Genomic DNA, 24,763 nt, shown 5'->3' on the forward strand with positions numbered 1-24,763 from the left:
GCCCATTTTATCAAAAGATGTTATTTTTGTAGTATTTTTAAAAAAGAAACAGGTAAAATTTTTAAATGAGATAAGAATAGAAAAAAGTAAGGATTTATTACTAAGAGGAGATTTATCTATATTGGATGTATCCCTTTCTGTTGGTTTTAATAATCAAAATTATTATAATACTGTTTTTAAAAAACTTATTAATATGACACCACTTGAGTATAGGAATTATTTTAATCAAATGGGTACTTAATCAACTATAATTTTTACAATAGATTGACTATGCAAAAAGGAAAACTGAGTATATGGTGCCCTGGCCTAACAAAAGGCCCTTCTATCACTATATACTCAGTTTCTTTTATATAATTATATTCCCCAAAACAAATATTTGTAACTAAACTAACTATATTATAAATTCTTATTGTATTCTTTCTTCTATACAATTTTTAATAATACATTCCATATAAACCCATGAACGTTTTGAATATACTATCTTTGTATTGCTTTTCTTACATTCCATCTTTATTGTTTCTGTAACTTTATGATTTATAAAATCCGTCAGTACTACTACTAAATCCGTATCACATGGTATTTTAATTTTTGTATGTACATTTCTTCTTCCTGTTACATGCTCGATTTTATTAAAACCATTCTTTTTTAGGTTTTCTTTGATATTTCCTAGTCTGTCTCCCCCCACTAATAAAACACTCATATATATCCTCCTCTTAAAAATATTTTTTCCATAACCCGATCTTAGACCTTTATTTTATAACTACATGAATATTATATTGTCTATGTTTAAATCTACTTTTAATTATACATTGATTGATAATGATTATCAATATCGTTCGTTATATTTTTTACAATTATTTTTCAGATAAAAAGAGTCTACTTTCTTAAAGTAGACTCTTTTTATTCTTTTATTCTTTTATTCTTTTATTCTATTCATTAATATTTTTCAAAAGATCCTTTACGTAATTAGGTAATACAAATGACGCCTTGTGCAGTTCTGTATTATAATAGTTGGTTTTTAACCCCAAATCATTCCAAGCCTTTTCATTTAAATCCTTACTAGCATCATATTTCTTAGAGGCATATCCAAATAACCAGTGTCCTGATGCATATGTTGGAATAAATGCTTGATATACTTTAGCTATAGGGAAAAGTTCCTTAATTCTTGAATGGGCTCTTTTCATTGCATTTGCGTTATAAGCATAATAAGGACTTTCATGTTGATTAACAAGTATGCCATCTTCTTTTAGAGCTTTAAAACAGTCCCTATAAAATTCCCTTGTGAAAAGTCCCTCTCCTGGACCAATAGGATCTGTAGAATCAACAATTATTAAATCATACTGATTTTCAACTTTTTTAACAAACTTAATGCCATCTTCAAAATATAGATTAACACGACTATCATCAAGTTTACATGATGTCTGAGGCAAATACTCTTTACACACATCCACCACCAGCTTATCGATTTCCACCATATCTATTCTCTCTATGATGTTATATCGTGTAAGTTCGCGAACTGTCCCCCCGTCACCTGCTCCAATTACAAGTACATTTTTTATATTAGGATTTGTTGCCATAGGAACATGTACAATCATGTCATGATAAATGAATTCATCTTTTTGTGTTAGCATTATAATTCCATCAATGCATAAAGCCCTGCCAAATTCCTTTGTCTCAAGCACATCAATTCTTTGAAAATCGCTTTTACCACTATATATTTGTTTGTCAACCTTTATAGAAAAATGCACATCCTCTGTATGCTTTTCTGTAAACCATAACTCCATTGCTTTCCCTCCAATAATTTCATGTTTTCAAATTACCCTAATTAATAGATATTCATTCCACTAAATATTTCTATCATTTCTTTACTTAGACTGTCTTTTATCGCACGTCTTTCTTTTGGAGAAAGCTCATAAGTATCTGTGTTAAACAGATAATTTTGAAGTTCTATCTCTTTTATTAACATTTTAGTATGAAAAATATTAGATTGATAAACATTAACGTCAATTGCATCATACTTTGTTAGTGTTTCAGGTTCTATATAATTCTGTATTGAATTTATATCATGATCTATAAAATACTTCTTACCATCCACATCTCGTGTAAACCCTCTTACACGATAATCAATTGTAATAATATCCGAATCAAAACTTCCTATTAAATAGTTTAAAGCATTTAAGGGTGATATTTTCCCACAAGTGGAAACATCAATATCCACTCTAAAAGTTGTTATGGCATTATCCGGGTGAAATTCAGGATATGTGTGCACCGTAACATGACTTTTATCAATATGTGCTACAACAGCTTCACGGTTTTTTAAAACTGCAAGCCCATTTTTACTACAGGACTTATCAATTAAATGCTCAGGTAAAGCCTCTTCACTTATAAGTAAGGTAACACTAGCACCTTGAGGGTCATAATCCTGTTTTGAAATATTGAGCACATGTGCTCCAATCATTTCTGTAACATCACATAAAATTTTTGTAAGTCTTTCAGAATTATACTGTTCATCAATATATGCAATATAATCCTTTTGCTCACGTTCACTTTTTGCATAACAAATATCATAAATGTTAAAACTAAGTGTTTTTGTGAGGTTATTAAAGCCATAAAGTTTTAACTTTTCCTTCACTTCAAACATCACTCTCCTTTCATAAGCAATTATACAAACAAAATAATATGGAGATTTAAGTAAAATATTAATATATTTCATCATATTTCATATATTATGCAGTTTAATCTCACTTTAAACGTTTAAACTCTTAAATCCTATATTTTTCTATAGGACTAGCTTTATATGAATGTTGATTTTCAATAAAAAAAATTTCCTGATTACAAAATACATGTATACAGGAAATTTAAAATTATATTTATTTATTCAAAATAAGCTCTTAACTGTTCCTTTACCTCTTCAGGAGCGAAGGAGGCATTTATACTATTATTATAAAGTTCTTTATAGTCTTCTAAAGTTAAATTGAACTCATTAAAGATAAATTTATATTCATTACTCAAGTCTGTATTAGATACAGTTCTATTGTCAGTATTCACTGTTACTTTAACTCCATCTTTATAAAAGTTTATTATTGGATGGTCCCCATAACTAGACACTGCTTTAGTTTGAACATTGCTCGTTGGACACATTTCAAGTGTAATCTCTTTATTCTTTACAACGCTATAAGCTTCAGGACAATCCTTTATAAAAACTCCATGACCTATTCTTTCAGCTTTAAGCACTTCTACTGCTTCTAGCACATTTTTCCCAATTCCAGTTTCACCAGCATGAATTGTTACCCTATAGCCATATTCTCTAGCCGCTTTAATCGATTCTATAAATTTTTTTGAAAAACCCTCTTCTTCATTTCCACATAAATCTATAGCCACTACACCTTTTCCTAAAAACTTTTTCCCAGCTTCTATTACATCGTAAACAGTATCCTCAGGCATATGTCTTAAACAGGATAATATTAAATTACTTTTTATACCATAGGTATTTTCTCCATCTTTAATTCCATCTAATACGGTTTTTATTACTTCCTCAATAGTTAATCCTTTTTCTATGTGTAGTAATGGTGCAAATCTTATTTCAATGTACTTTACATTTTCTTTTGCCGCATCTTCAATAAGTTCATAAGCAATTCTTCTTAAGCCTTCTTTAGACTGCATGACAGCATTAGGTAATGTAAATCTTTTTAAATATTCTCTAAGAGAAGTACATTCCATAGGTGCAATCATCATATTCTTAATAACCTCACTATCATAGCTAGGAATAGTTATACCTTCCTTTTTTGCTATACTAATCACTGTTCCCGGCCTAACACTTCCATCCAAATGGCAATGAAGTTCAATCTTAGGTAGTTTTATTAAATCCATATTATCCCCCTTTCTTTAATTGCAAAGTAATTTCTAATAAAAAGTTATCTTAATTCATTAAATATTAAAATATAAAAAATTCCTGATTACGAAGAAAATACACAAATGTATCCCCTTCGTAATCAGGAATTATTGGTTCCTGGTAGAGACCCCCAAACCATATTATTGGGGTTATACGAAGTCATTATAACTTTTTTGTACTATTAAATTATAATACATAAGGCTAATTATTGATAAAATTTTATATAATTATATCATATTAATAGCGGTAGTCAAGGCTACATATAAAATAATTTTAAGGCTCCCTCTTCATTAGAAGGAACCTTAACTTATTAATTTTTATTTATACTATTAATTAAATCCTAATGCTCTTCCTATTTGGAATATTAATACTGCTGCTATATAACCAACAGCAAAGGTATATAAAGCTGTAAACAATGTCCACTTAGTTGAATTTGTTTCTCTTTTCACAGCCCCAAGAGCAGCACCGCATGGTGTATAAAGCAATGACATTACCATAAATGCAGTAGCTGTAAGAGGAGTAAATGCTCCTTGTATTGCAGTAGTAAGTTTAGCACCTTCTTCCACTCCTGCATATACCATTCCCATAGTTGCTACAACAGCTTCCTTAGCCGCTATACCAGTAAACAATCCTACTGATGCTTGCCATGTTCCAAATCCTGCTGGTTTAAATATCGGTGCAATAAATGAACCTATTCTTCCTAATATTGATTGTTCACTATATTGTTCAACTCCAAATGGTAATACTGATAGCACCCATAATATACTTACGACTGCAAAGATAGTTGTACCTGCTCTTTTTAGAAAAGCTCCAGCCTTTTCCCACATCAACATTATTGAAGCTTTAAATGAAGGAAGTCTATATGGTGGAAGTTCCATTACAAAATATGAAGTTTCACCTTTAAACAATGTTTTACTAAATATTTTTCCAAATATTAAAGCAACTATAATTCCAAGAACGTAGAGACCGAAAAGTATAGTTCCACCCTTTTCTGGGAAAAAAGCAGAAATAAATACAAGATAAATTGGAAGCCTTGCACCACAAGATATAAATGGATTAATTAGTATTGCAATCATTCTATCTTTTTTACTTTCAAGTGTTCTTGTGGACATTATACCTGGAACATTGCATCCTGTTGACACTATCATAGAAACAAAAGTTTTACCATGTAATCCCAGCGCCCTCATAAATCTATCCATTACATAAGCCGCTCTTGCCATATAACCGCTATCTTCTAATATACCTATAAAGAAATACATAACCATTATTATAGGCAAGAAAACCACAACTGCTCCAACTCCTGCGATTATGCCGTCACAAATAAATTGAACTATCATTTCATGAGCCCCTGCATTGGTTAGCATTTCCCCTATCTTTTCTCCTAAAATTCCAATACCTTCATCCATTTTATCTGAAAAAAATTGCCCTACAACAAAGGTAGCTTGATATAATAAATACATTATAAGAGCAAATATAGGTAGTCCAAGCCACTTATTTGTAACCACTTTATCAATTTTATCAGATGTAGTCTCTACTCCGAGAGATTGCTTTTTCACATTTTTTGATACAACTTTACCTATAAATTCATATCTTTTATCTACAATGCCCATTTCAGGTTCAAAACCTACAGAATTAGTTACTTTTTCAACGCTCTCTTTTAACTTATTTAATACACTTTGTGACTTATCCTTATTTTTAATAGTTTCTAATATATATTCATCATTTTCAAGTAATTTAATAGCTGTCCATCTTGATGGGTATTCTGCATGACATGCGCACTCTTCTATGGAAGCTTTTAAAATTTCTATTTCATTTTCAATTTCTTTCCCATAAGGTATCTCATTTTTTAAGTTATTTTTATTTTTGATTACTTTTACAGCAGATTTTATTAATTCGTCTATTCCTTTTCTCTTGGTGGCTATAGTAGGGATCACTGGAACCCCTAGCCCTTTTGACAAGCCATCTATGTCAAATTTTATATTTTGATTTTCTGCTTCATCAATTATATTTAAAGCTATAACTACATTACTGCTCATTTCTAATAATTGAGTAGTCAAATATAAATTTCTTTCTATGTTAGTTGAATCAACTACATTTATTACCACATCCGGTTTGTCTTTAATAATGTAGTCTCTTGCAACTATCTCATCTTCAGAATAAGCCCCTAAACTATAGGTGCCTGGTAAATCTACTACAACATATTCTTTACCTTCAAATTCAAGTTTTCCTTCTTTTTTCTCTACTGTAACCCCTGGCCAATTTCCAACACGCTGTCTTGAGCCTGTCAATTGATTGAATAGGCTAGTTTTACCGCAGTTGGGATTTCCAACTAATGCAATAGTATTCATATTAAACCTCCATAACGCAATTTGATTTTGATAATCATTATCAATCTTATTTCAAAAAAAATTATTACACCTCTACTGTTATTTTCTGTGCCATCCCTCTTCCAATGGCAACCCTACTTCCCCCTATACCTATAATTAAAGGGCCTACATCATTCTTAACAATTTCTACTTTAGCTCCTGTATTAAATCCCATTTCCATTAGCTTCTTACGTAATGTATCTCCACCCTCAATGTTAAAAATACTACAATTTTTTCCGCTTGAAATAAATGTTAAAGGCATTGTTTTCATACTATCACCTGAATATCATTTGCTTCATTTTTTCTTAAAGTTAATTTATAACCTCTTATTAAAATTTCTATAGGATCTCCTAAGGGTGCTTTACCTGTAACGGAAATATTTACTCCTGGAATTATACCCATATCCATAAGCCTTCTTTTAAATCTACTTTCTTTAGAAATTCCTTCAACTTTTGCACTAGTTCCAATACTGATCTCAGTAAGTTTCTTTACCATTATCCATCCCTCCACAAAATTTATATATATTTACTTACAACCTTTTTCCCCTTTTCAGTTAATGTCCACATTTTAGGAATATTATTTGATTTACTAGTTGAACATGCTGTACAGCCTGAACATTTACTTGGAGAACAAATTTCTTCATCATATATTTTAATATATTTTCTATCTTGAAGTTCTTTTTTTACTTGTGCAACCACTTCTTCACTGGTATTTAACTTATTTGCCAAATTTCTATTAGAGTAGTTGTCCCCTTTTGCTATTTCACAAAGTAAAGCTAATAACATATCTTCACCTCTCTTATTTAAAATAATCATTATATGTATTCTATAATATAACTTTGATATTTAACTTATGTAGTCTTCTAAAAACGCTCCTATATAAAATATACTCTTAATGCAATTGAAAATCAATATCATTAAATCTACATTTTATTGCAATTTATTTAACAATCAGAGGTATATCTAAGTTATCTTTGCATTTCCTTCTAATAACTACCATTCTCTCTTTTTAAAATTTTTGTTGACCTTAACATAGTGTCATAGTTTATTATAAAATTAGAAGGTATAATAAGTACAGCTTATTACAAAGAGAGGAGAACATATCATGGGGAAAATAGACTTTAAAAAAGAATTTAAGGAATTATATAATCCATCTTCAAAAGAAATTCAAATCGTAAATATGCCTAAATTAAATTATTTAATGACTGATGGTACAGGAAATCCAAACACTTCACAGGAATACAAAGAGGCTATAGAAGCGCTATTTAGTGTTTCTTATGCAATAAAATTTATGATTAAAAAAGGAGCTACTGCTGTAGATTACGGGGTATTACCCCTTGAAGGATTATGGTGGATTGATAATATGGAAGACTTCTCTACGAAAAATAAAGATATTTGGAATTGGACAGCATTAATTATGCAACCTGAATTTGTAGATGAAGATTTAGTTCATACAGCATTAGAAGAAGTTACGAGAAAAAAGAACTTACCTTCAGTTTCTAAAATTAGATTTAAAAGTATAGAAGAAGGATTAGTAGCTCAAGTGATGTACATAGGTCCCTATAGTGAAGAAGCTCCTACAATTGAAAGACTTCACAACTACATTGATGAAATGGGATATATTAAAGTTGGAAAACATCATGAGATTTACCTAAATGACGCAAGAAGGACAGCACCAGAAAAATTAAAAACTATTTTAAGACAACCTATAGCTAAAAAATAAACATGTGAAAATTAGTAAGGCTCTCCCAAAAGTATTTTTTGATGAAATATTTTTGGGAAAGCCTATTATTTCATGTTCATAATTTCATTTAAATCTAGCCCCAATATATTTATTAATCTTTTTAAATATATATCCGTTACTATACCGTTTTTATGCCAGTGCTTTTTACAGCCACAGTAATTAAGCAAAACGCATTGAGGTTCGAAACCTATTTCTTTTGCTTTAAATCCTCCAGAAATAAGATTGAGAACACATGCAATTCCTACAATACCAACTTCTCCTTCCTTCATCTCACCCTTTGTAAATGCTGAAGATGCATGGGGTATAATGTATACTTTAAAATCATTCTTTTTTCCCAATGCTGTTAGTGAATTCACTCTACACTCAGCTGAGCAACCTGTACATAAATATCCATTTTCCGTCTTTAACGCTTTACAATTTTCCTTTGATTTATATCTCATACATATTGGTAAGAGCACTCTTTTTTCTTTAGTTTTTAAAAAACCTTCCCTAAAAGACCTATTCATTATCTCTGCACCTACCATGTTTAAATGATATTCAACTCTTTCTCGGCTACAAAATATATTATTTTCTTTCCATTTCAATTTCCCCTGATTTTCTTTAATAAAATTCTCTACATTTTGTGTATAACATCCTATCACCTGAACACTTCTTATTTCAAACCATTTCCCAATCTCCTTCGCCTTTGAAATAATATTAATGCTCTCTTCTTTACTCTGGCTATTTAAAAATCCACCCCAAATTTCAATTCTTTTTGCTTCTTGATTAAATTCACCTGATGCTTTTAGCCAATCCGTAAACCTCATAAATTTATCAATTTCATTGTCTGCATCATTTGACTTTTTATTTTCTTTTAATAAAAACTTATTTCCTAATACCCCTCTTAATAAATCAACGATAATTTTTGTATTACCGTTTTTTTCCCTAGAAAAAACTAATTTAGAAAGTATTTTACCAGCATATTTATTTAATGAAAGGGCCTTTTTAATATATACCCTCCAAAGAGCCCCTGTCATCAGCAATTCAAAACCATACACTGTTTTTTCCATTGGTATTTCAAGTCCCTTTTCTATAATATAATTTCTGTAATTTTCTACTATTTCATAAGTTGTTTCATTTATTTTATCTATTACTTCATTAGTAAAGCAATCTATTCTGTTATAGTATTCCCCTGATGTAGCGTCATTTGCACATAATGAATAAGTTATAATCTCCATTTTATATATTTATCCCACCTTTATGTTTTACCATCTTATATTTACAAAGTTAACTGTGCATCATTATTGCTTTACCTCATAATTATTTATCTAAAGCAAATTCAGCTGATGAAATAGACTAATTAATTATAGATCTATTTATTTGCATAGCTTATTGTTAATATATTTTAATAAATACTATATTTTATTAATTAGGTATATTTTATCATATACTAATTATGAAATATAGCATTCTTACGTAAGGAAACATATCACTGATATATAACCTAAGAAAGCTCCACTGCTTTATTAGTGGAGCTTTTTCTATTTTTTAGTTTTCTTATTCGTGGAAGATTTCATTGATCAATGTGTTATTCCATTTCTCTTAACCTTTCTATAACACTAAGCTTTTCAATGCTACTATAACATATAATCGGCAATATAAAAGAAATAATCATGAGTATGAATGAGCTAATTACCGTTGGCATAATATTAAAGTTATATACAAAATGAGGCATTGGATTTCCAAAGGATTTAACTCCAAATTGTACTATAAAAGTTCCTAATGTAAATACAATAAACGTCGTTATTCCTCCATAGTAAATCCCTTCATAAACAAGCATTTTTTTAAGTTGTTTTTTCGTCATCCCAATGCTCTCTAAGAGGGCAAATTCATGTTTTCTTGAAATAATGCTTATCAATAAGGTATTGATAAAGTTTATAATACCAATAACCCCAATGAGTAAACTAAGCGAAAATCCAACAGTAGAAAAATTATTTACAAAGCTTTTATATTCATCAATATAACTTGTCCTTGCACGGTATTCAAGTTCTGTGTTGCTAGCAAATAAACTTTTTATATAGCTTTCTACTTGATCTACCTTTCCCTCTTTAGCATAAACCTGTGCACACATAATAACAGGTTTCTTTATAAAATCCACAAAAGAAGATGAAGGCATATATACCTTTGTTCCAGAGATACTAGAATACTTTACATCATATACATATAAATCTTTTACCACTGCCATCACTTCAAAGCTTCTCTCTTCTCCTTCATGAGTACTTATTTTTATTTGCTCTCCTGGATTATAATATTCTCCCTGATCTACTAAAACATATTTGCCTGTTTTGAATTTTTCTCTATCAAATTCTCCTTCAATTATATGATCCTTTCTATAAATATCAAACCAACCTTCATCCAAGCCATAAACCTGAGCCTGAGTTTTTCCCTCTTTTAACATCCCTTTTATCCATTTAGCAATATCTTCATCCATATTTTCCTTTCTATTTATTATCACTTTTCTTATATTTTCATTTATTTCTGTTTCCTCATTGCTATAGTATACTTTGTCTAGTCTATTAACATCCTTATTTTTCTCTATATCATCACAAATTTCTTTGGTTAAATTAGCTTCTCCATCGAAATGAATATAATGGGTATGATAAGTTGAATTTCCTATAACAAAATCCCCTCTAATATACTCTTCTAAGTATAAATCCATACTAAACCCACTTATTAATGTTGCAACAAAATTTAAAATAATTATGCTAAGGGATAAAGACATAATAACAATAATAGTTTTTCTCTTGTTTCTAAATATATTTAAAAAAGCCATCTTATATATTTTTGCACCATTAGTTGAAGATTTTTCTTTCCTATTTGAGCTTAAGCTTATACCCGTATATCTAACTGCATCAATGGGTGAAACCTTTGCAGCAATCTTCCCAGGTTTATTACTGCTTAAAAATACTGTTATAAATGTGAAAATTATAGCTCCTATAAAAATAATAGGATTGACAGAAAATGTGGTACTGCTTTCGGCCATACTCCCTTCTGTTACAAGGGGGGTTATCACAACTCCTATAAAATATCCTAAAAGTAGTCCAATTGGTATACCTATAAAAGACAGGGTAATCGCTTGTTTCTTTATTATATCTTTTAGTTGTTTTGGAGATGTACCTATGGTTTTTAAAAGTCCAAAATACTTTATATCCTTTACCACAGATATATAAAATATATTATAGGTCAACAAATATCCGCTTACTAAAATTAAAAGTATGACTATTAGAAAAGGAAGTATGTTTTCAAAATCTATACCCTTAGATGATATATACGCCCAACTTACTCCATATCTATTTCCTTTTAAATCAACCCCTACTTCTTCAGTAATTCTTTTAAGTTTTCCCTCAATATCCCATGAATTATCAAACATAACATCCAAGTCAATCATTCCCTCATAGTCAGGATTAGTTGAAACATCTTTGAAATCTACACTTCTCATAACCTCTTCTATGAAATCACGAGATACAAAAGCATACCCTGATATGGATACATATTTATCCCCTTCCCAAAATCCTGAAAGAATAAAATCTTTTGAATATTGTACTTCATTAATTTCATAATCAATATGAACTGGAGTACCTATTTTATGAGGAACCTTTATCATATCAAGAGCCCATGTGGGCATAGCTATTTCATTTTTATTTTCTGGCAAATTCCCTGTTGTAGGTAAAGAAAATCCATATTTTGCCCATTTTTCATCAGCATATCTAATCTCTATACCCTTACTTTTAAATTCTTTATTACTAGCAGTAGCCAAATACATAGTAATGCCATAATCTTTTATAAGGGTATGCCCTTTTATTTTTTCATATTGCTCTTCTGTCAAACCTTTAAAGGCTCCATGACATGATGAGCCTACTTGTTTCATAGTTGCAATTTCCATGGACTTCATTAAGTTCATACCCACTGTAAATACAGAAGTAAACAGTAAAGTTGTAAGTACAATTGCTAATATGGCAAAAAAATTTCTACTTTTATTAGCTTTCAATGTCCTATTTGCTAACTTTTTAGTTACTTTGCTATTATTGTTTTGAAACATGTGAAATTACCTCCTTGTGTTTACAATTTTACCGTCTTCAATTCTTATAATACGGTCTGCCATTTGGGCAATTTCTTCATTATGGGTAATCATCACAATGGTTTGGCTAAATTTTTCACTAGTAACTTTTAAAAGCCCCAATACTTCCTGCCCTGTTTTCCCATCCAAGTTTCCTGTTGGCTCGTCGGCAAGTATGATAGATGGTTTAGTAGCCAATGCTCTTGCTATTGCCACACGCTGTTGTTGTCCCCCTGAAAGATTGTTTGCCATGTTTTTTTGTTTATCTTTTAACCCCAATGTAGTAATAATCCTATTAACATACTCATGATCAACTTCATTGCCATCAAGCTCTATAGGTAACACAATGTTTTCATAAACATTTAATATAGGAACAAGGTTGTAATTTTGAAATACAAATCCTATATTTCTACGTCTAAAAATAGTTAACTCCTCATCATTCATGGTGAAAATATCATTATTATCTACTATAACTTTTCCATCTGTAGGTCTATCAAGCCCTCCTAACATATGTAACAATGTACTTTTCCCAGATCCTGAAGTGCCTACAATAGCTACAAATTCTCCTTTTTTGATGCTTACATTAACCCCATCTAAAGCTTTTACCATATTTGGTTTCTCGCCATAGTATTTATTAAGATTTTCTGTTGACAAAATACTCATGTAATTCTTCATCTCCCTATTTAATCAAGTTTTATACTTTTATATTATCAATAAAATATCTCAAAGCAGTTACAAAGTAAAAATCAAATATAACAGTTTTGTAACATAAAAATACCATAGCTCTTTTGAAGCTATGGTACTTCAATTTTGTAGGAATATAGAAAATGTTGATCCAATCTCTTTTTGGGATTTAACTTTTATATATCCCCCTTGTTTACTTATAATTTCCCTTGCAAGATATAGTCCCACTCCTACTCCTTCTTTATCTAAAGTCTCCGTTCCTCTATAAAATCGTTTAAATATATTATTAATATCATCTTTTTCTATACCCATGCCATTATCTTCAACATCAATCCTTGTAAACATTTCAAATTCCTTTACCTCAATTTTTATAGTTCCCCCGCATTGAGTATATTTCACAGCATTTTCAAGTATATTCAATATAGCTTCACTGGTCCATTTTTTATCATGACATAATTGAATATTCCTATCGCAGTCAATAGTGACAGCTATATTTTTTTCTTCCGCTTTTAAATATATGCCTCCTATAGCTTGAGCTATGGTTTCTTCAATTTTTGAAGTGGTCTTATTTAGACATATTAAACCTGTTTCAAGCCTAGACATTTTAATAAGTGCCTCCATAAGCCATTGAAGCTTTGAGATTTGTAATTTCATATTGTACAAAAACTTTTGTTCTTGTTCTTTTGTTACTTCTCTTTCCATCAAAGTAGCATTATACATAGATATATTTGCAATAGGGGTTTTCACTTGATGAGATATATCTGATATTAGTGATTTAACATTGTTTTGATCATCCATATTTTTTTGTCTTTGGTGATTAATCATATCTATTAATTTCTTCAATCGATTTTCTAGTTTTGACATAAGACTTTCCTTATTGGTTTCAAAGTAAACCATCTGTTTCTCTGATATTGCATCATCGATAAGCTTACACATCTTATCTGAAAATTTCACAACTTCAGCTCTCATGAACCATAAAAATAATATTGATGTCATCAATAATAATATAATAAAAATTGCTGCCATAATAAAAAAAGAATATGCTTTATCTGTAATTTCAGTATACATACCTACAATGCTTCTTATATTTATAAACAGCAGTAGTAAAAACAAAGTAGAAAGTGTTAAAAATATACTTCCAAAGACAATATACATCTTTTTAGTAGATATCGCTTTCATCTTTCATCACCTGTCCACATATAACCTATACCATAAACTGTTTTAACATACTTAGGCTTAGATGGATCATCCTCTATTTTGCTTCTAAGCCTGTTTATATTCACTGTTAAAGTATGTTCATCAACAAAATCACATTCCTTATCCCACAACGCCTCAAGTAAAACTCCCCTTGTTAAAACTTGCCCTCTTCCTTTTACTAATGCGTTCAAAAGCTTGTACTCTATTGGAGTTAAAATAATATTGCCTCCGTTTTTTGAAACTGTCATCTTATCAAAATCAAATTTCAATTCATCTATCACCATGGTGTTTGACACTTTATTGCTTTTTTTATAACGACGAAACACAGCCAATACCCTTTCTCTCAATATACTCAAACTAAATGGCTTGGTTATGTAATCATCAGCTCCTAATTTAAAACCTGTAACTACATCAAATTCCATATCACAGGCTGTAAGAAATATAATGCCTATCTCTTCATTTCCCCTAATTTTTTTACATAATTCAAAGCCACTTCCATCTGGAAGGTTTACATCTAATATGGCCATATCAATGGATGTCTTCTTTAAAACTTCTTCTGCTTCCTTTATAGAAAAAGTAGCTATGGTTTCAAAGCCATCTGCCTGCAAATTAAAACAGATTCCATTATTGAGCATCTTATCGTCTTCTACTACAAGAATCCTACCCATATTATCAAATCTCCTTTTCTATCATTTTAACTATATAATATATTGCATTTTCTTACTCCATCCTCTGATAAGCTTGCTTTTTACTCAAGGCTATCTTATATAAATTATTTCTATTTCATATTTACTTTTCCTTCTTTTTTATAAAACATACAATTTTTATGCCATAACTCAAAAGTAAGGTTTATTAATTATTGTATAATATCTCCTAATCCACTAACATATAAGTATACATAACAGTAAGTTTAAAATATTATCTCTAGGAGGAATATAAAAATGGAAACTTCTCATAAAAAAAGGGCTTACTTTGCCGCTATACTGTATGCCTTTATAATAGGCTTCTCATTTTTATTCGTAAAACTAACTCTCACTGTAGCCTCACCCCTTGATACACTTGCTCACCGCTTTACAATTTCCTTTATTTTTGCTTCTGTTCCCGTTTTATTAGGATGGATAAAACTAGATATATGTAAAAAGGATATAGTTAATATTTTGCCTCTGGCACTTTTTTATCCAGCTATGTTTTTTGCTTTTCAAATTTTTGGACTAGTTCATGTGTCCTCTTCCGAAGCGGGAATCATTCAAGCAACAACTCCTATTTTTACGATGATATTTGCAACGGTTTTTTTAAAGGAACATTCCAGCGGCTTACAGAAAGCATCACTGCTTTTATCCGTAGCAGGAGTGGTTTATATATTTTTTATGAAAGGGATAAATTTAAAAAGCAATGCTTTTATAGGAATAGTATTCATTTTTTTATCTTCTCTTTCCTTTGCTAGTTATAATGTACTAGCAAGAAAAATGACAAGGAAATATACCCTTATAGACTTGACTTATATAATGACCGCTATAGGATTTTTATCTTTTAATCTTATGTCCCTTATTAATCACATTTTAAAGGGAACTCTTAAGCTTTACTTTAAACCCTTCACAAGCCCATTATTTGTTGTTTCAATAATTTATCTAGGTGTATTGTCTTCACTTATTACATCACTATTGTCAAACTATGTACTGTCTAAAATAGAGGCCTCTAAGATGAGTGTTTTTAGCAATCTTTCCACATTAATAACCATGGTGGCTGGTGTAATATTTTTAAATGAAAAATTAGAGTACTTTCATATTGTTGGAGCGATCATGATTCTTCTTGGGATAATTGGAACAAATTTTTTAGATAAAAAAATATTAGATGAAAAAATAGAAGATAAAAAAATAAAAGATTAATAAAAAGATTAAAGGTGGCCTTCTTAGCCACCTTTAAATAATTTTTTCATATATTTTAAAGAATTATTTCAATTTTAGTTCCTACTCCAAACTCGCTTTCTATATTTATAATGCCATCATGTGCTTCTACGATATCCTTCGCTATAGCCATTCCAAGTCCGGAACCTTTATGTCTTTTCCCTGTATTTGTCCCTCTATAGTATCTTTCAAAAATATACTTAAGATCTTCCCCTTTAATGCCCTTACCATTATCCATTATAGAGATATGAATTCTATCTTTTTTCTCTACTTTAACTTCTATATCTACATTTTCATCATTATGAACTATAGAATTATATAAGATGTTAGTAATAACTCTTTTTATTAATATTTCATCTACATCCTTTTCAATAACTTCCCTTGAGGTTGAAAAATCAATATTCACATTGCTAGTTTGAGGATTATTCAAAATATCTATTACAACTCCCCTTGCTAAACTTACAATATTAGTATTTTTTAAGTTTAAAGCGAGAACTTTATTCTTTAATCTGGTACTTAGATTTAAATCATCTATAAGGTCTTTTATATAATTAGACTTATCTTCTATTATTTTGCTGTATTCTCTCACTTCTTCTTTTGAACAATCATATTCTTCACTGGATAAAATCTCAGCATATCCTTTCACTGAAACTAATGGTGTTTTTATATCGTGAGAAATATTTGATATCCATTCTTCCCTCATTTTATCTAACTTTTTTCTTTCTTCTTCATTGCTTCTAAGTTTTGAAGATAAATTATTTATATTATAATAAATTTCTTTATAAATTCCTTTTTCTTCTCTTTTTAAATTATACTCTCCCTCTGAAAGGATTTTAACGTCCTTTATAATATTTACTAATGGTTTTGTAAGTCTTCTACTAAATAAATACCCAAATAATAAAGCTATAAGAGCATCAATAAGCAAAATTATATATATTCCAATTCTCAAACTATTGCCTAAGTTATAAGTATCATAAGAAATAACATTTCTCTTTATCCTTTCAGATGGAAATCCTATAATATAACTATAATCTCTGTTTCCAAGTTTCTTTTCTCCTACGAATATAGTAGACATACTATCAGGTAGAATGTATTTATATGCATGTATCAATTCTACAGGGGTATAGTGCTCTTTAACTTTCACAGGTTTTTCGTAATTATAAACTTCATTTCCCCCATCATCTAAAATTTGTATCCAAGCTTCTTTTTCTTTTAAAATTTTTTCTCCATCACTATGGATATATATTTTATCCTTATCCTCTATCAAATACTCTTTAAATTCCCTTGTGAAATCCTCTGGTGAAGAATAACTAATTCCATTTATTATGCCGATATTATTTCTCCCACCATCAAATATAAGAATAGCTCCCCCAATAATATTAATAAGTATTACAATAATGGCAACTGATACTACGGTTATAATAAACCTGCCTGTTATTTTCCAATTCATATCTATTCATCCTTTAAAACAAACTTGTATCCTAAACCTTTTACATTAAGAATATACTTCGGATTAGATGGATCCTCTTCAATTTTTTCCCTTAACCTTCTTATATGTACCATTATAGTGTTGTCAAAGCCTATGTAGTCCTCTCCCCAAACTTCACTACACAACTTTTCCTTACTCATAATTTGATTAGGATGCTTTGCCATATGCAAAAACATTTTATATTCTTTAGGTTTCAATTCTATTAGTTCTCCATTTTTTCTAACTTCTATTTTTTCCTCATCAATTTGAAAAGGTCCAAAATTCAATATAGTACTCCTATTTTCCTCTTCTTCATTATAATTACTTCTTCTTAAATGAGCTTTTATTCTATAGGCTACTTCCTTAGTGCTAAAAGGTTTTGTTATATAATCATCTCCTCCCAATGCAAATCCTAGTACTCTATCAATTTCTTCAGTTTTTGCTGATATAAATAAAATTGGCACATTGGAGGTTTTTCTAATTTTTTTACAAACCTCATATCCTTCCTCATCAGGCAGCATAATGTCTAAAAGAATAATATCTGGATTAACTCTTTTAAATAAGGTAAACCCACTTTCTCCTTCCTCAGCTGTATATATATTTTCAAAGCCTTCTTTTTTTAACACCATAGATAATAACTTTAATATATCCTCTTCATCATCTATTATTAATATCTTTTTTTTGCTCAATGACGTTTCCATATTAAACACTCCTATCAGCTTTTTCTATTATTTATCTATAGCTAACCACTGCATATTAATTGTATCCTAATATTAATTATACACTACAAGAAAAGAACCAAATAATATTTTTTAAATTTGGTTCTTCTTTTTGACTTTTTACTTTTTCTAATAATTATTATTTAACTTTATTATTTGTATGGATAGAAGATATATACCAACGCTAACCCCATTATAAAAAATACAAGTCCTATGGCTAGAAAAACTAAAGTATTTCCATCCCATGCTGGTTTATTTCTAAAAGCTCTCCATCTATAGGATGCGCTGCTCATTCCTATAAAAAGAAACCCAATAAATAAAACTATTATACTAAGTAGAAATAAAGTATTTGTCATAAGCACACCTCTTAATTTTTTTGTTATTTATCTAATATCTATCCACCTAAAATTTCTGTTTATCTTTTATTTTCTTTAGTAAATGCACCATATGTGAGTTTAGGGAAAACTAAACATCCTACTATAAATATAACCCCTTGAATTACCATTATCCCTATACTTGCTTTATACTTTATTAACTGTGAAGACATCATTCCCCATAATGGAGTCATAACAATAAGTTTACTAGGTAAAAAACGTTCTAGTATATATGGTATTCCCATAATTAAACCACCAAAAATAAATGGCATAGAAGCAGATTTACTTATGGATGATAAATACAAACCTAACTGTGAGAAGAAAAATGAAGCTATGATTACTGTAATAATCACTATTATCATCATTTGCAGTACATTTAAATTTGAATTTATTCCTTTGAAGTACCAAAGATTTTTTAATGGCATATCCAAACCTTTAAAATCTACTTTCCTAAGCCCATCTAAATATATAGTAATCACCATAGATAGATTTACTATAGAAGTTGCTATACCAGCTCCTATTCCCTTGGCTATAACTAATTTTTTCTTTCCATTCTTTGTAGTGTTTATTAGATCACTCATATTGGAATTATACTCTAAGGTATAAGCGCCAGACAAAATCATAAACATAACTAGCCCCATTATAGGTGCATATCCGTAGCTTTTATAAAAAACATCTGCATAAACATCACTTACAGTGCCATTGTGGATTAATAAAGATCCTAACAATAATGATGCTACCCAAGTTATTAAAATACTTTTTTTTAACAGCATTTTTCTTAATTCTGATTTTATAAGTGTACCCATTTATTATACCTCCTTTGTGTTTTCTAAATCGAAATAAAACATATATACATCCTCAAATTTAGGTTCTATAACCTCTGCATTTGCATAGGATATGACTTTATCGCTTACAATTCTAAGCTCAGTAAAGTCTATTCCTCTTTGGAGATTTACTACCTTATATTTATTTTGTATTTCTGCCAATTGATTTTCATCATTGGTTCTTATTCTATATACCTTTCCATTCATGTCAGATAGAATTTCCCTATGGCTTCCCTTCATAATTATTTCACCATTTTTTATCATAATGGTTTCCTTTGCTATGGATTCTATGTCGGAAATAATATGAGTTGAAAGTATTATTATCTTATCTTTGGATATCTCTGATAATAGATTTCTGAATCTTGTTCTTTCTTGAGGATCTAACCCTGCTGTTGGCTCGTCTAATATTATAATTTTAGGATCATTTAATAACACCTGAGCGATTCCCACTCTTCTTTTCATTCCTCCTGAAAACTTTCCAACAGCCTTATTTCTTACATCATATAACCCAACTAGATTTAACAATTCGTCTATCTTTTTATTTGCATCCTTTTTATCTATGCCTTTTAAAGCTGCTACATACTGTAAAAAATTCTTAGCTGAAAAGTTTTTATAAGCCCCAAACTCTTGTGGTAAATAACCTATAACCCCTCTATATTTATCTTCTATGCTATAAATATTTTTGCCATTGTAAATTATCTCTCCACTTGTAGGCTTAATCAATGTAACTATTTGTTTCATTAAGGTTGTTTTTCCTGCTCCATTAGGACCTAAAAGTCCATATACTCCATTTTCCAATGTAAGTGTTATGTTATTATTTGCGTTTTTCTTTCCATAACTTTTAGTCAATTTTTTTATTTCAAGTTTATTCATAATTAACTCCTCCTAATTTATCTTGTTAAAAATTTTCTAAAGATACTTGTACATAAAAATATACTCATAAATAAAGTAGCTATAATAATCCCCAAGCATAAGTTTGTTACATCTAAACTCATATTAAATAATTTTAATCTTCCAGAATACATTCCAGCAAATTCATTGAAATAAAATACTAGGTCTATATAATTAATTTTTGAAAGTATCAACAATATTTCTTTAGGTAGCCATTTAATCAAAGTCATTATTTTACCTAAAAATATAAAGATTAAAAAGCCGCTTGTAGATTGGATAGAATTTGTAGTAATGAATGAAAATAAGCTTGCTAACACTCCTAATGTCATAAGAATTATAAGAATAATACCTATTTTAAGTAGTATAAATCCCCATATTGTATAGGCATCTTTAAGTAATAATGGGTTGTCCAATATTCTTATGGCCTGCAATCCTCCATTTATGGGCTTTCCATATTGTATATAGGTGATTATAAATTGTATCCCTAAATACACAGCATATAAAATTGTGGGAACCCCCATACTTAAGGCCAATTTTGAGTACAAAACTTTGTTTTTATTTCTTGATGATAAAATTAAATTATCAACAGTTGATATAATCTCATCTGTATATATGTTAGAAAAAGTAATTATTATGATGATAAGCATAATAAAGATCATAAATGGATGAGATGCTCTATGATTAAATACCTTCCAAAACTTAATATCCTTATATTCATTGAACTTTATTGCAGCTAATTTTTTATTGGATATTTCTTTCAATTCTTTTGAAACATCATCTTTTTCTTCATTTTTACTAAACTCTTTTAATAGTTCAACTTTCATATTAAACTGCTCTTCAACTGTCATTGAATCTTTACTTTTGTCTTCCATGGATTGATAATTTTCACTTTTATAATCACTCACCCCTTCTAATTGTGGTTTTATAAATACCATAGATGTAGAAAGGATAAAAAATATTATTAAAGCAATTATTCCACTTTTTGATTTAAATATTTTTTTAATTTCCCAGGTAATCATTATTTCTTCCTCCTGTCTTCTCTTGACTACAAAAATATTTTAACCCTTCATACTTAACTCTTGATAACATGAACCTTAACTAAAGCTTACAATTTTAAATTTCCTGTTGTTTGTTCATGCTAAAAAAATAGCAAAGGTAGATTTAAAATCCCTCTACCTTTGTATTTTTCACTAAGGTAAATAAATCATCGCTTTTCTAAATAAAAAAGTGCACCTCCAAATGCTATAAGCGTCTAACATTTGGGGTGCACTTCATAATCACTCTGCTTTCATTATTATATAAATTCTCCAATAAGCTTTTCCGAATCCATTGGGTTAATCTCTCTATAAACTAGAGGAGGACCATTTTTTATAGCTGGGAACTTATCTTCATAGGTTTCTTTTTCAACCTTGTATATTATACCAATAGGTATTTTATCTCCAAACTCCCTAGCTTTTTTAAATGCTTCTTCCTTATTAGTGTAATCATAATTTTCATCAATATGATAAACCCTCTTTTTATACCAAGCAAATGTATTTACTTTATTCCAAACAACACAGGGTTGAAGTATATCCACATGAGCATATCCTTTAAACTTTATTGCCTCTTTCATAATCTTTACTAAGTGAGGGATATCTCCTGAGAATCCTCTAGCTACAAAACCCGCGCCCATTGTTAAGGATAGAGCTAAAGGCTCAAGTGGTTTGTTTTTTACACCATCAAATTGTAGTGTAGTAATTTGCCCTGTAGCTGTAGTTGGGGAACCTTGTCCTTTAGTTAAACCATAAATTTGATTGTTGTGTACAAAATGAGCTATATCTATATTTCTTCTTATAGCGTGAATAAAGTGGTTGCCTCCTTCTCCGTAGGTGTCGCCATCTCCTGATTCTACTATCACCTTTAAATCCTTATTTGCCATTTTTATTCCTATGGCTGGAGGGAGAGCCCTTCCGTGAAGACCGTTAAAGCCATTTATTCTTATGAAGTGAGGCATTTTTGCAGCCTGACCTATTCCAGAAACTAAAACTACCTTGCTGCATTCTAAATTTAATTCTTCAAGGGCCTGCTTTAACGCTTCCCTTATCATAAAGTTTCCACAACCAGGACACCAAGCAGCTTCTTTAAGCTTGTATTCACAATTCATTATAACACCTCCTCTTTTAATCTATGGTAAATTTCATCACCACTGAAGGCACGTCCATCATATTTTAATATCTTATGGGTACATTTGAACAATGCTTCTTCTCTTATTAAGCTATCCAATTGAGCTGTGGCATTTTGCTCAATATCTATTATCTTTTTAGCATATTTTCTTCCTTCTAATAACTTTTTAGTTGGGAAAGGCCAAATATCTCCGTAGACTAAAGCCCCTATAGATATTCCTTCTTTTTCTAATCTTTCTATAGCTTCCTTTACTGCACCATAGGTAGAGCCCCAGCATACTATTAAGTTTTCAGCTCTTTCTTGTCCTAACCCCCATGGCTCAAGAAGTTCTTTTTTTAATCCCCCTAGCTTTCTCATTCTCTTATCTACCATGTTTTTTCTAACTTCAGCATCTTCGGTAATATTTCCATACTCATCATGTTCATCACTATCTACGAGAACCACTTGACCCTTTATTTGCCCTGGAATTAATCTTGGAGAAATTCCACTTTCACTGTATTTATACCTTTTATATTCCCCTTCACCTATGTCATTTTCACTGGCAATATGCCTCTCTATAGTAACCTTTTTAAAATCAAAGGGTTTAACCGTTGACATGCTATCTGAAAGATATTGATCGCTCATTAAAAGTACAGGGATTTGGTATTTTTCTGCCATATTAAAGGCTCTTGCCGTTTGGTAAAATGCATCTTCTACATTTCTCACTGCAATTACCATTCTAGGGAATTCCCCATGACCTGCATGTATTAAGAATCTAAGATCTGATTGTTCTGTCCTGGTTGGAAGTCCTGTGGCTGGTCCTGGTCTTTGTACATTTATTACAACTACTGGCGTTTCTATTATTCCTGCTAAGCTTAAGGCTTCTACCATTAGAGAAAATCCTCCTCCTGAAGAACCAGTCATAGCCCTTACTCCAGCATAGGAAGCACCTAGCGCCATATTTAAAGCAGCTACTTCATCTTCTACTTGATCTACAGCAATGCCCATTTCCTCACTTTTAGATGCAATGTAACTTAACACCCCAGTAGAAGGAGTCATAGGGTAACCACAGTAAAATTTACACCCCGCAGCTATTGCTCCTAGCGCCACTGCTTCATTTCCATCAATTAAAATATTTTCATCCTTAAAAACTTTTAAATTGTATTTTACCTCTGTCAGTTCGTATCCTAATTCCAAAGCTTTAATATTTATATCAGTTACCTTTTCATTTAGTTTATCTCTTATAACTTCTTTACTTATATCTATTGGAAGTCCAAGGTATTTAAGTATTGCTCCTAATCCTACCGTTGGATAAACTTTAGTATTTTTTAGCTCTTTTGCCCTATGGGTTAATGGTAAATGTATTATGTCTTCTTCTTTTGCCACTTCTATATCTGCAATTACTATGCCGCCTTCTTTAAGCCTCCCATTATGGGTGCTTAAAGTTTCCTCATTTAAAGCAAATATAATATCTACTTTTGAGCTGTGAGAGTATATTGGTCCATCTGAAAATCTTATTTGAGTAAAATTATGTCCCCCTCTCACCCTAGACATGAAATCATTATTAGTAAATACGTAAAATCCGCAGCGCTTTAATGTTTTATCTAATAATTTTGAGAAAGTATCCATACCTTGCCCTGCTGCACCGCCTACTAATATACTATAGTCCATGATCCATCCCTCCTTATAAAATATATGCTTATAACGCACAAAGGAAAGAATTATATATTTGCAAATTCTTTCCCTTTCTCATTTTATGATTAATTGAATAAAAAAAGACCCATCTTAAAATAGAATTTAGCTTCTATTTTAAAATGGCTCTCTCAAGCAAACTTAATTCTTTGAATAAAATTCGATTATTCTCGAATCAATTACATCTATAGGTACCGCTTCTCTTGAAGGCTTTTTAACTAACTTTCCTAAGAAGTTTTCAATATCCTTTTCTAAATAATCTATACTTAAAGAAGTGGATTGGAAATTTTCAATAAACAATTCATTTTTTCTCGATTTTTCCCTTAGGGTAATAGAATCCCCTATATTAACTCTGTATGAAGGAATGTCTATTTTTTTGTCATTAACTAATATATGACCATGAACTACCATTTGGCGTGCCTGTCTAAGAGTCGAACCGAATCCAAGTCTATAAACTAGGTTATCTAATCTTCTTTCAAGATTTTGAACTAATATTCCACCGGAATTTTCTCTTGCATTAAGAGCTTCATGTACATATCTTCTGAATTGTTTTTCTAGGATTCCATAATACCCTTTAAGTTTTTGCTTCTCTTGAAGCTGTTTGCCATACTCAGATAGCTTTTGATTTTTAACGCCTCTTTTTAAGGCCTTTGGATGGTTAAATACATTTACACCTAGACGTCTTGCAATTTTGAATCTAGGACCCATTGGTCTTGCCAATTCTTACTCCTCCTAAATAAAAAAATTGCGGTATTTTTCGCCAGTCAGCCT

The 24,763-nt window shown here is 30.3% G+C and carries 24 protein-coding genes, 1 pseudogene and 1 riboswitch; of the genes and pseudogenes, 3 read left to right on the forward strand and 22 right to left on the reverse strand.

The annotated features are described in order from the left end of the window. Positions 1–9: 9 nt before the first annotated feature. Positions 10–241: pseudogene (locus RYO54_RS05395) on the forward strand (helix-turn-helix transcriptional regulator); the annotation flags it as partial. A 165-nt stretch (positions 242–406) separates the two neighbouring features. Here the strand turns inward: RYO54_RS05395 and RYO54_RS05400 are convergent. The 8 genes from RYO54_RS05400 to RYO54_RS05435 all read right to left on the reverse strand — a co-directional run bounded on the left by RYO54_RS05400 (position 407) and on the right by RYO54_RS05435 (position 7,043). Continuing rightward, positions 407–700, reverse strand: coding sequence for a DUF2325 domain-containing protein (locus tag RYO54_RS05400; protein ID WP_315116465.1), 294 nt, complete (start codon positions 698–700; stop codon positions 407–409). Positions 701–929: 229 nt separating this feature from the next. Beyond that, positions 930–1,784: a polyamine aminopropyltransferase gene (gene speE / locus RYO54_RS05405; protein WP_315116467.1), complete on the reverse strand. Its 855-nt coding sequence runs from the start codon at positions 1,782–1,784 to the stop codon at positions 930–932. A 41-nt stretch (positions 1,785–1,825) separates the two neighbouring features. Then, entirely contained in the window at positions 1,826–2,641 is an 816-nt protein-coding gene (speD, locus tag RYO54_RS05410) for an adenosylmethionine decarboxylase (RefSeq protein WP_399549086.1), read from the reverse strand. A gap of 233 nt (positions 2,642–2,874) precedes the next feature. Beyond that, positions 2,875–3,870 (reverse strand): adenosine deaminase, encoded by a 996-nt coding sequence (gene add, locus RYO54_RS05415; protein ID WP_315116469.1) that lies wholly within the window; start codon positions 3,868–3,870, stop codon positions 2,875–2,877. Between the two features lie 99 nt (positions 3,871–3,969). Further along, positions 3,970–4,069: riboswitch (purine riboswitch) on the reverse strand. A 152-nt stretch (positions 4,070–4,221) separates the two neighbouring features. Next, positions 4,222–6,240, reverse strand: a complete 2,019-nt coding sequence (gene feoB / locus RYO54_RS05420; protein WP_315116471.1) for a ferrous iron transport protein B — start codon at positions 6,238–6,240, stop codon at positions 4,222–4,224. Positions 6,241–6,304: 64 nt separating this feature from the next. After that, entirely contained in the window at positions 6,305–6,529 is a 225-nt protein-coding gene (locus RYO54_RS05425) for a ferrous iron transport protein A (RefSeq protein WP_315116473.1), read from the reverse strand. Continuing rightward, positions 6,526–6,753 carry a FeoA family protein gene (locus tag RYO54_RS05430; protein WP_315116475.1) on the reverse strand — a complete coding sequence of 76 codons (228 nt, stop codon included), beginning with the start codon at positions 6,751–6,753 and terminating at the stop codon, positions 6,526–6,528. The genes RYO54_RS05425 and RYO54_RS05430 overlap by 4 nt, the downstream gene beginning before the upstream one ends. A gap of 20 nt (positions 6,754–6,773) precedes the next feature. After that, positions 6,774–7,043: a hypothetical protein gene (locus tag RYO54_RS05435; protein ID WP_315116477.1), complete on the reverse strand. Its 270-nt coding sequence runs from the start codon at positions 7,041–7,043 to the stop codon at positions 6,774–6,776. Positions 7,044–7,362: 319 nt separating this feature from the next. Here RYO54_RS05435 and RYO54_RS05440 point away from each other — a divergent pair, with 319 nt between their 5' ends. Beyond that, entirely contained in the window at positions 7,363–7,980 is a 618-nt protein-coding gene (locus RYO54_RS05440) for a GyrI-like domain-containing protein (protein ID WP_315116479.1), read from the forward strand. 65 nt (positions 7,981–8,045) lie between these two features. Here the strand turns inward: RYO54_RS05440 and RYO54_RS05445 are convergent, their stop codons facing one another. The 5 genes from RYO54_RS05445 to RYO54_RS05465 all read right to left on the reverse strand — a co-directional run bounded on the left by RYO54_RS05445 (position 8,046) and on the right by RYO54_RS05465 (position 14,646). Next, positions 8,046–9,218 (reverse strand): DUF116 domain-containing protein, encoded by a 1,173-nt coding sequence (locus RYO54_RS05445; protein ID WP_315116481.1) that lies wholly within the window; start codon positions 9,216–9,218, stop codon positions 8,046–8,048. Positions 9,219–9,568: 350 nt separating this feature from the next. Next, a complete protein-coding gene (locus RYO54_RS05450; RefSeq protein WP_315116483.1) occupies positions 9,569–12,079 on the reverse strand; it encodes an FtsX-like permease family protein in 2,511 nt (836 codons plus the stop codon). 6 nt (positions 12,080–12,085) lie between these two features. Continuing rightward, positions 12,086–12,760, reverse strand: a complete 675-nt coding sequence (locus tag RYO54_RS05455; protein ID WP_315116486.1) for an ABC transporter ATP-binding protein — start codon at positions 12,758–12,760, stop codon at positions 12,086–12,088. 141 nt (positions 12,761–12,901) lie between these two features. Next, complete coding sequence (locus tag RYO54_RS05460; RefSeq protein ID WP_315116488.1) at positions 12,902–13,960, reverse strand: HAMP domain-containing sensor histidine kinase; 1,059 nt, start codon at positions 13,958–13,960, stop codon at positions 12,902–12,904. After that, positions 13,957–14,646: a response regulator transcription factor gene (locus tag RYO54_RS05465; RefSeq protein ID WP_315116490.1), complete on the reverse strand. Its 690-nt coding sequence runs from the start codon at positions 14,644–14,646 to the stop codon at positions 13,957–13,959. The genes RYO54_RS05460 and RYO54_RS05465 overlap by 4 nt, the downstream gene beginning before the upstream one ends. Positions 14,647–14,919: 273 nt before the next feature. Between RYO54_RS05465 and RYO54_RS05470 the strand changes: the two genes are divergently transcribed. Further along, the gene (locus RYO54_RS05470; protein ID WP_315116492.1) at positions 14,920–15,864 is read left to right on the forward strand and encodes a DMT family transporter; all 945 of its coding nucleotides are present in this window, start codon (positions 14,920–14,922) and stop codon (positions 15,862–15,864) included. 55 nt (positions 15,865–15,919) lie between these two features. Here RYO54_RS05470 and RYO54_RS05475 read toward each other — a convergent pair whose 3' ends face one another. The 9 genes from RYO54_RS05475 to rpsD all read right to left on the reverse strand — a co-directional run bounded on the left by RYO54_RS05475 (position 15,920) and on the right by rpsD (position 24,712). Then, positions 15,920–17,332, reverse strand: a complete 1,413-nt coding sequence (locus RYO54_RS05475; RefSeq protein WP_315116494.1) for a HAMP domain-containing sensor histidine kinase — start codon at positions 17,330–17,332, stop codon at positions 15,920–15,922. Between the two features lie 2 nt (positions 17,333–17,334). Then, positions 17,335–18,051, reverse strand: coding sequence for a response regulator transcription factor (locus RYO54_RS05480; protein ID WP_315116495.1), 717 nt, complete (start codon positions 18,049–18,051; stop codon positions 17,335–17,337). 170 nt (positions 18,052–18,221) lie between these two features. Then, positions 18,222–18,425 carry a hypothetical protein gene (locus RYO54_RS05485; protein WP_315116497.1) on the reverse strand — a complete coding sequence of 68 codons (204 nt, stop codon included), beginning with the start codon at positions 18,423–18,425 and terminating at the stop codon, positions 18,222–18,224. Positions 18,426–18,484: 59 nt separating this feature from the next. Continuing rightward, positions 18,485–19,249 (reverse strand): hypothetical protein, encoded by a 765-nt coding sequence (locus RYO54_RS05490; RefSeq protein WP_315116499.1) that lies wholly within the window; start codon positions 19,247–19,249, stop codon positions 18,485–18,487. A gap of 3 nt (positions 19,250–19,252) precedes the next feature. After that, on the reverse strand, positions 19,253–20,140 hold the full coding sequence (locus RYO54_RS05495) for an ABC transporter ATP-binding protein (RefSeq protein WP_315116501.1): 888 nt from the start codon (positions 20,138–20,140) through the stop codon (positions 19,253–19,255). A gap of 17 nt (positions 20,141–20,157) precedes the next feature. After that, a complete protein-coding gene (locus RYO54_RS05500) occupies positions 20,158–21,177 on the reverse strand; it encodes a hypothetical protein (RefSeq protein WP_315116503.1) in 1,020 nt (339 codons plus the stop codon). A 275-nt stretch (positions 21,178–21,452) separates the two neighbouring features. Then, entirely contained in the window at positions 21,453–22,301 is an 849-nt protein-coding gene (locus RYO54_RS05505) for a 2-oxoacid:ferredoxin oxidoreductase subunit beta (RefSeq protein WP_315116507.1), read from the reverse strand. After that, positions 22,301–23,971 (reverse strand): 2-oxoacid:acceptor oxidoreductase subunit alpha, encoded by a 1,671-nt coding sequence (locus tag RYO54_RS05510; RefSeq protein ID WP_315116509.1) that lies wholly within the window; start codon positions 23,969–23,971, stop codon positions 22,301–22,303. Before RYO54_RS05510 ends, RYO54_RS05505 begins: the two co-directional genes overlap by 1 nt. A gap of 162 nt (positions 23,972–24,133) precedes the next feature. Next, positions 24,134–24,712 carry a 30S ribosomal protein S4 gene (rpsD, locus tag RYO54_RS05515; protein ID WP_315116511.1) on the reverse strand — a complete coding sequence of 193 codons (579 nt, stop codon included), beginning with the start codon at positions 24,710–24,712 and terminating at the stop codon, positions 24,134–24,136. Positions 24,713–24,763: the final 51 nt, after the last annotated feature.

The sequence above is a fragment of the uncultured Clostridium sp. genome (assembly GCF_963515715.1).
GTDB lineage: Bacteria > Bacillota > Clostridia > Clostridiales > Clostridiaceae > Clostridium_AW.

Excerpts from the sequence above, each read along its gene's own strand:
- speD (WP_399549086.1), bottom strand. The coding sequence starts at position 2,641 with ATGTTTGAAGTGAAGGAAAAGTTAAAACTTTATGGCTTTAATAACCTC.
- add (WP_315116469.1), bottom strand. The coding sequence starts at position 3,870 with ATGGATTTAATAAAACTACCTAAGATTGAACTTCATTGCCATTTGGAT.
- RYO54_RS05475 (WP_315116494.1), bottom strand. The coding sequence starts at position 17,332 with ATGAATTGGAAAATAACAGGCAGGTTTATTATAACCGTAGTATCAGTT.
- RYO54_RS05460 (WP_315116488.1), bottom strand. The coding sequence starts at position 13,960 with ATGAAAGCGATATCTACTAAAAAGATGTATATTGTCTTTGGAAGTATA.
- RYO54_RS05495 (WP_315116501.1), bottom strand. The coding sequence starts at position 20,140 with ATGAATAAACTTGAAATAAAAAAATTGACTAAAAGTTATGGAAAGAAA.
- RYO54_RS05445 (WP_315116481.1), bottom strand. The coding sequence starts at position 9,218 with ATGGAGATTATAACTTATTCATTATGTGCAAATGACGCTACATCAGGG.
- RYO54_RS05490 (WP_315116499.1), bottom strand. The coding sequence starts at position 19,249 with ATGGGTACACTTATAAAATCAGAATTAAGAAAAATGCTGTTAAAAAAA.
- RYO54_RS05505 (WP_315116507.1), bottom strand. The coding sequence starts at position 22,301 with ATGAATTGTGAATACAAGCTTAAAGAAGCTGCTTGGTGTCCTGGTTGT.
- RYO54_RS05470 (WP_315116492.1), top strand. The coding sequence starts at position 14,920 with ATGGAAACTTCTCATAAAAAAAGGGCTTACTTTGCCGCTATACTGTAT.
- RYO54_RS05450 (WP_315116483.1), bottom strand. The coding sequence starts at position 12,079 with ATGTTTCAAAACAATAATAGCAAAGTAACTAAAAAGTTAGCAAATAGG.
- RYO54_RS05480 (WP_315116495.1), bottom strand. The coding sequence starts at position 18,051 with ATGGAAACGTCATTGAGCAAAAAAAAGATATTAATAATAGATGATGAA.
- feoB (WP_315116471.1), bottom strand. The coding sequence starts at position 6,240 with ATGAATACTATTGCATTAGTTGGAAATCCCAACTGCGGTAAAACTAGC.
- RYO54_RS05435 (WP_315116477.1), bottom strand. The coding sequence starts at position 7,043 with ATGTTATTAGCTTTACTTTGTGAAATAGCAAAAGGGGACAACTACTCT.
- RYO54_RS05500 (WP_315116503.1), bottom strand. The coding sequence starts at position 21,177 with ATGATTACCTGGGAAATTAAAAAAATATTTAAATCAAAAAGTGGAATA.
- speE (WP_315116467.1), bottom strand. The coding sequence starts at position 1,784 with ATGGAGTTATGGTTTACAGAAAAGCATACAGAGGATGTGCATTTTTCT.
- RYO54_RS05440 (WP_315116479.1), top strand. The coding sequence starts at position 7,363 with ATGGGGAAAATAGACTTTAAAAAAGAATTTAAGGAATTATATAATCCA.
- RYO54_RS05510 (WP_315116509.1), bottom strand. The coding sequence starts at position 23,971 with ATGGACTATAGTATATTAGTAGGCGGTGCAGCAGGGCAAGGTATGGAT.
- RYO54_RS05400 (WP_315116465.1), bottom strand. The coding sequence starts at position 700 with ATGAGTGTTTTATTAGTGGGGGGAGACAGACTAGGAAATATCAAAGAA.
- RYO54_RS05465 (WP_315116490.1), bottom strand. The coding sequence starts at position 14,646 with ATGGGTAGGATTCTTGTAGTAGAAGACGATAAGATGCTCAATAATGGA.
- RYO54_RS05455 (WP_315116486.1), bottom strand. The coding sequence starts at position 12,760 with ATGAGTATTTTGTCAACAGAAAATCTTAATAAATACTATGGCGAGAAA.
- RYO54_RS05425 (WP_315116473.1), bottom strand. The coding sequence starts at position 6,529 with ATGAAAACAATGCCTTTAACATTTATTTCAAGCGGAAAAAATTGTAGT.
- RYO54_RS05430 (WP_315116475.1), bottom strand. The coding sequence starts at position 6,753 with ATGGTAAAGAAACTTACTGAGATCAGTATTGGAACTAGTGCAAAAGTT.
- RYO54_RS05485 (WP_315116497.1), bottom strand. The coding sequence starts at position 18,425 with ATGACAAATACTTTATTTCTACTTAGTATAATAGTTTTATTTATTGGG.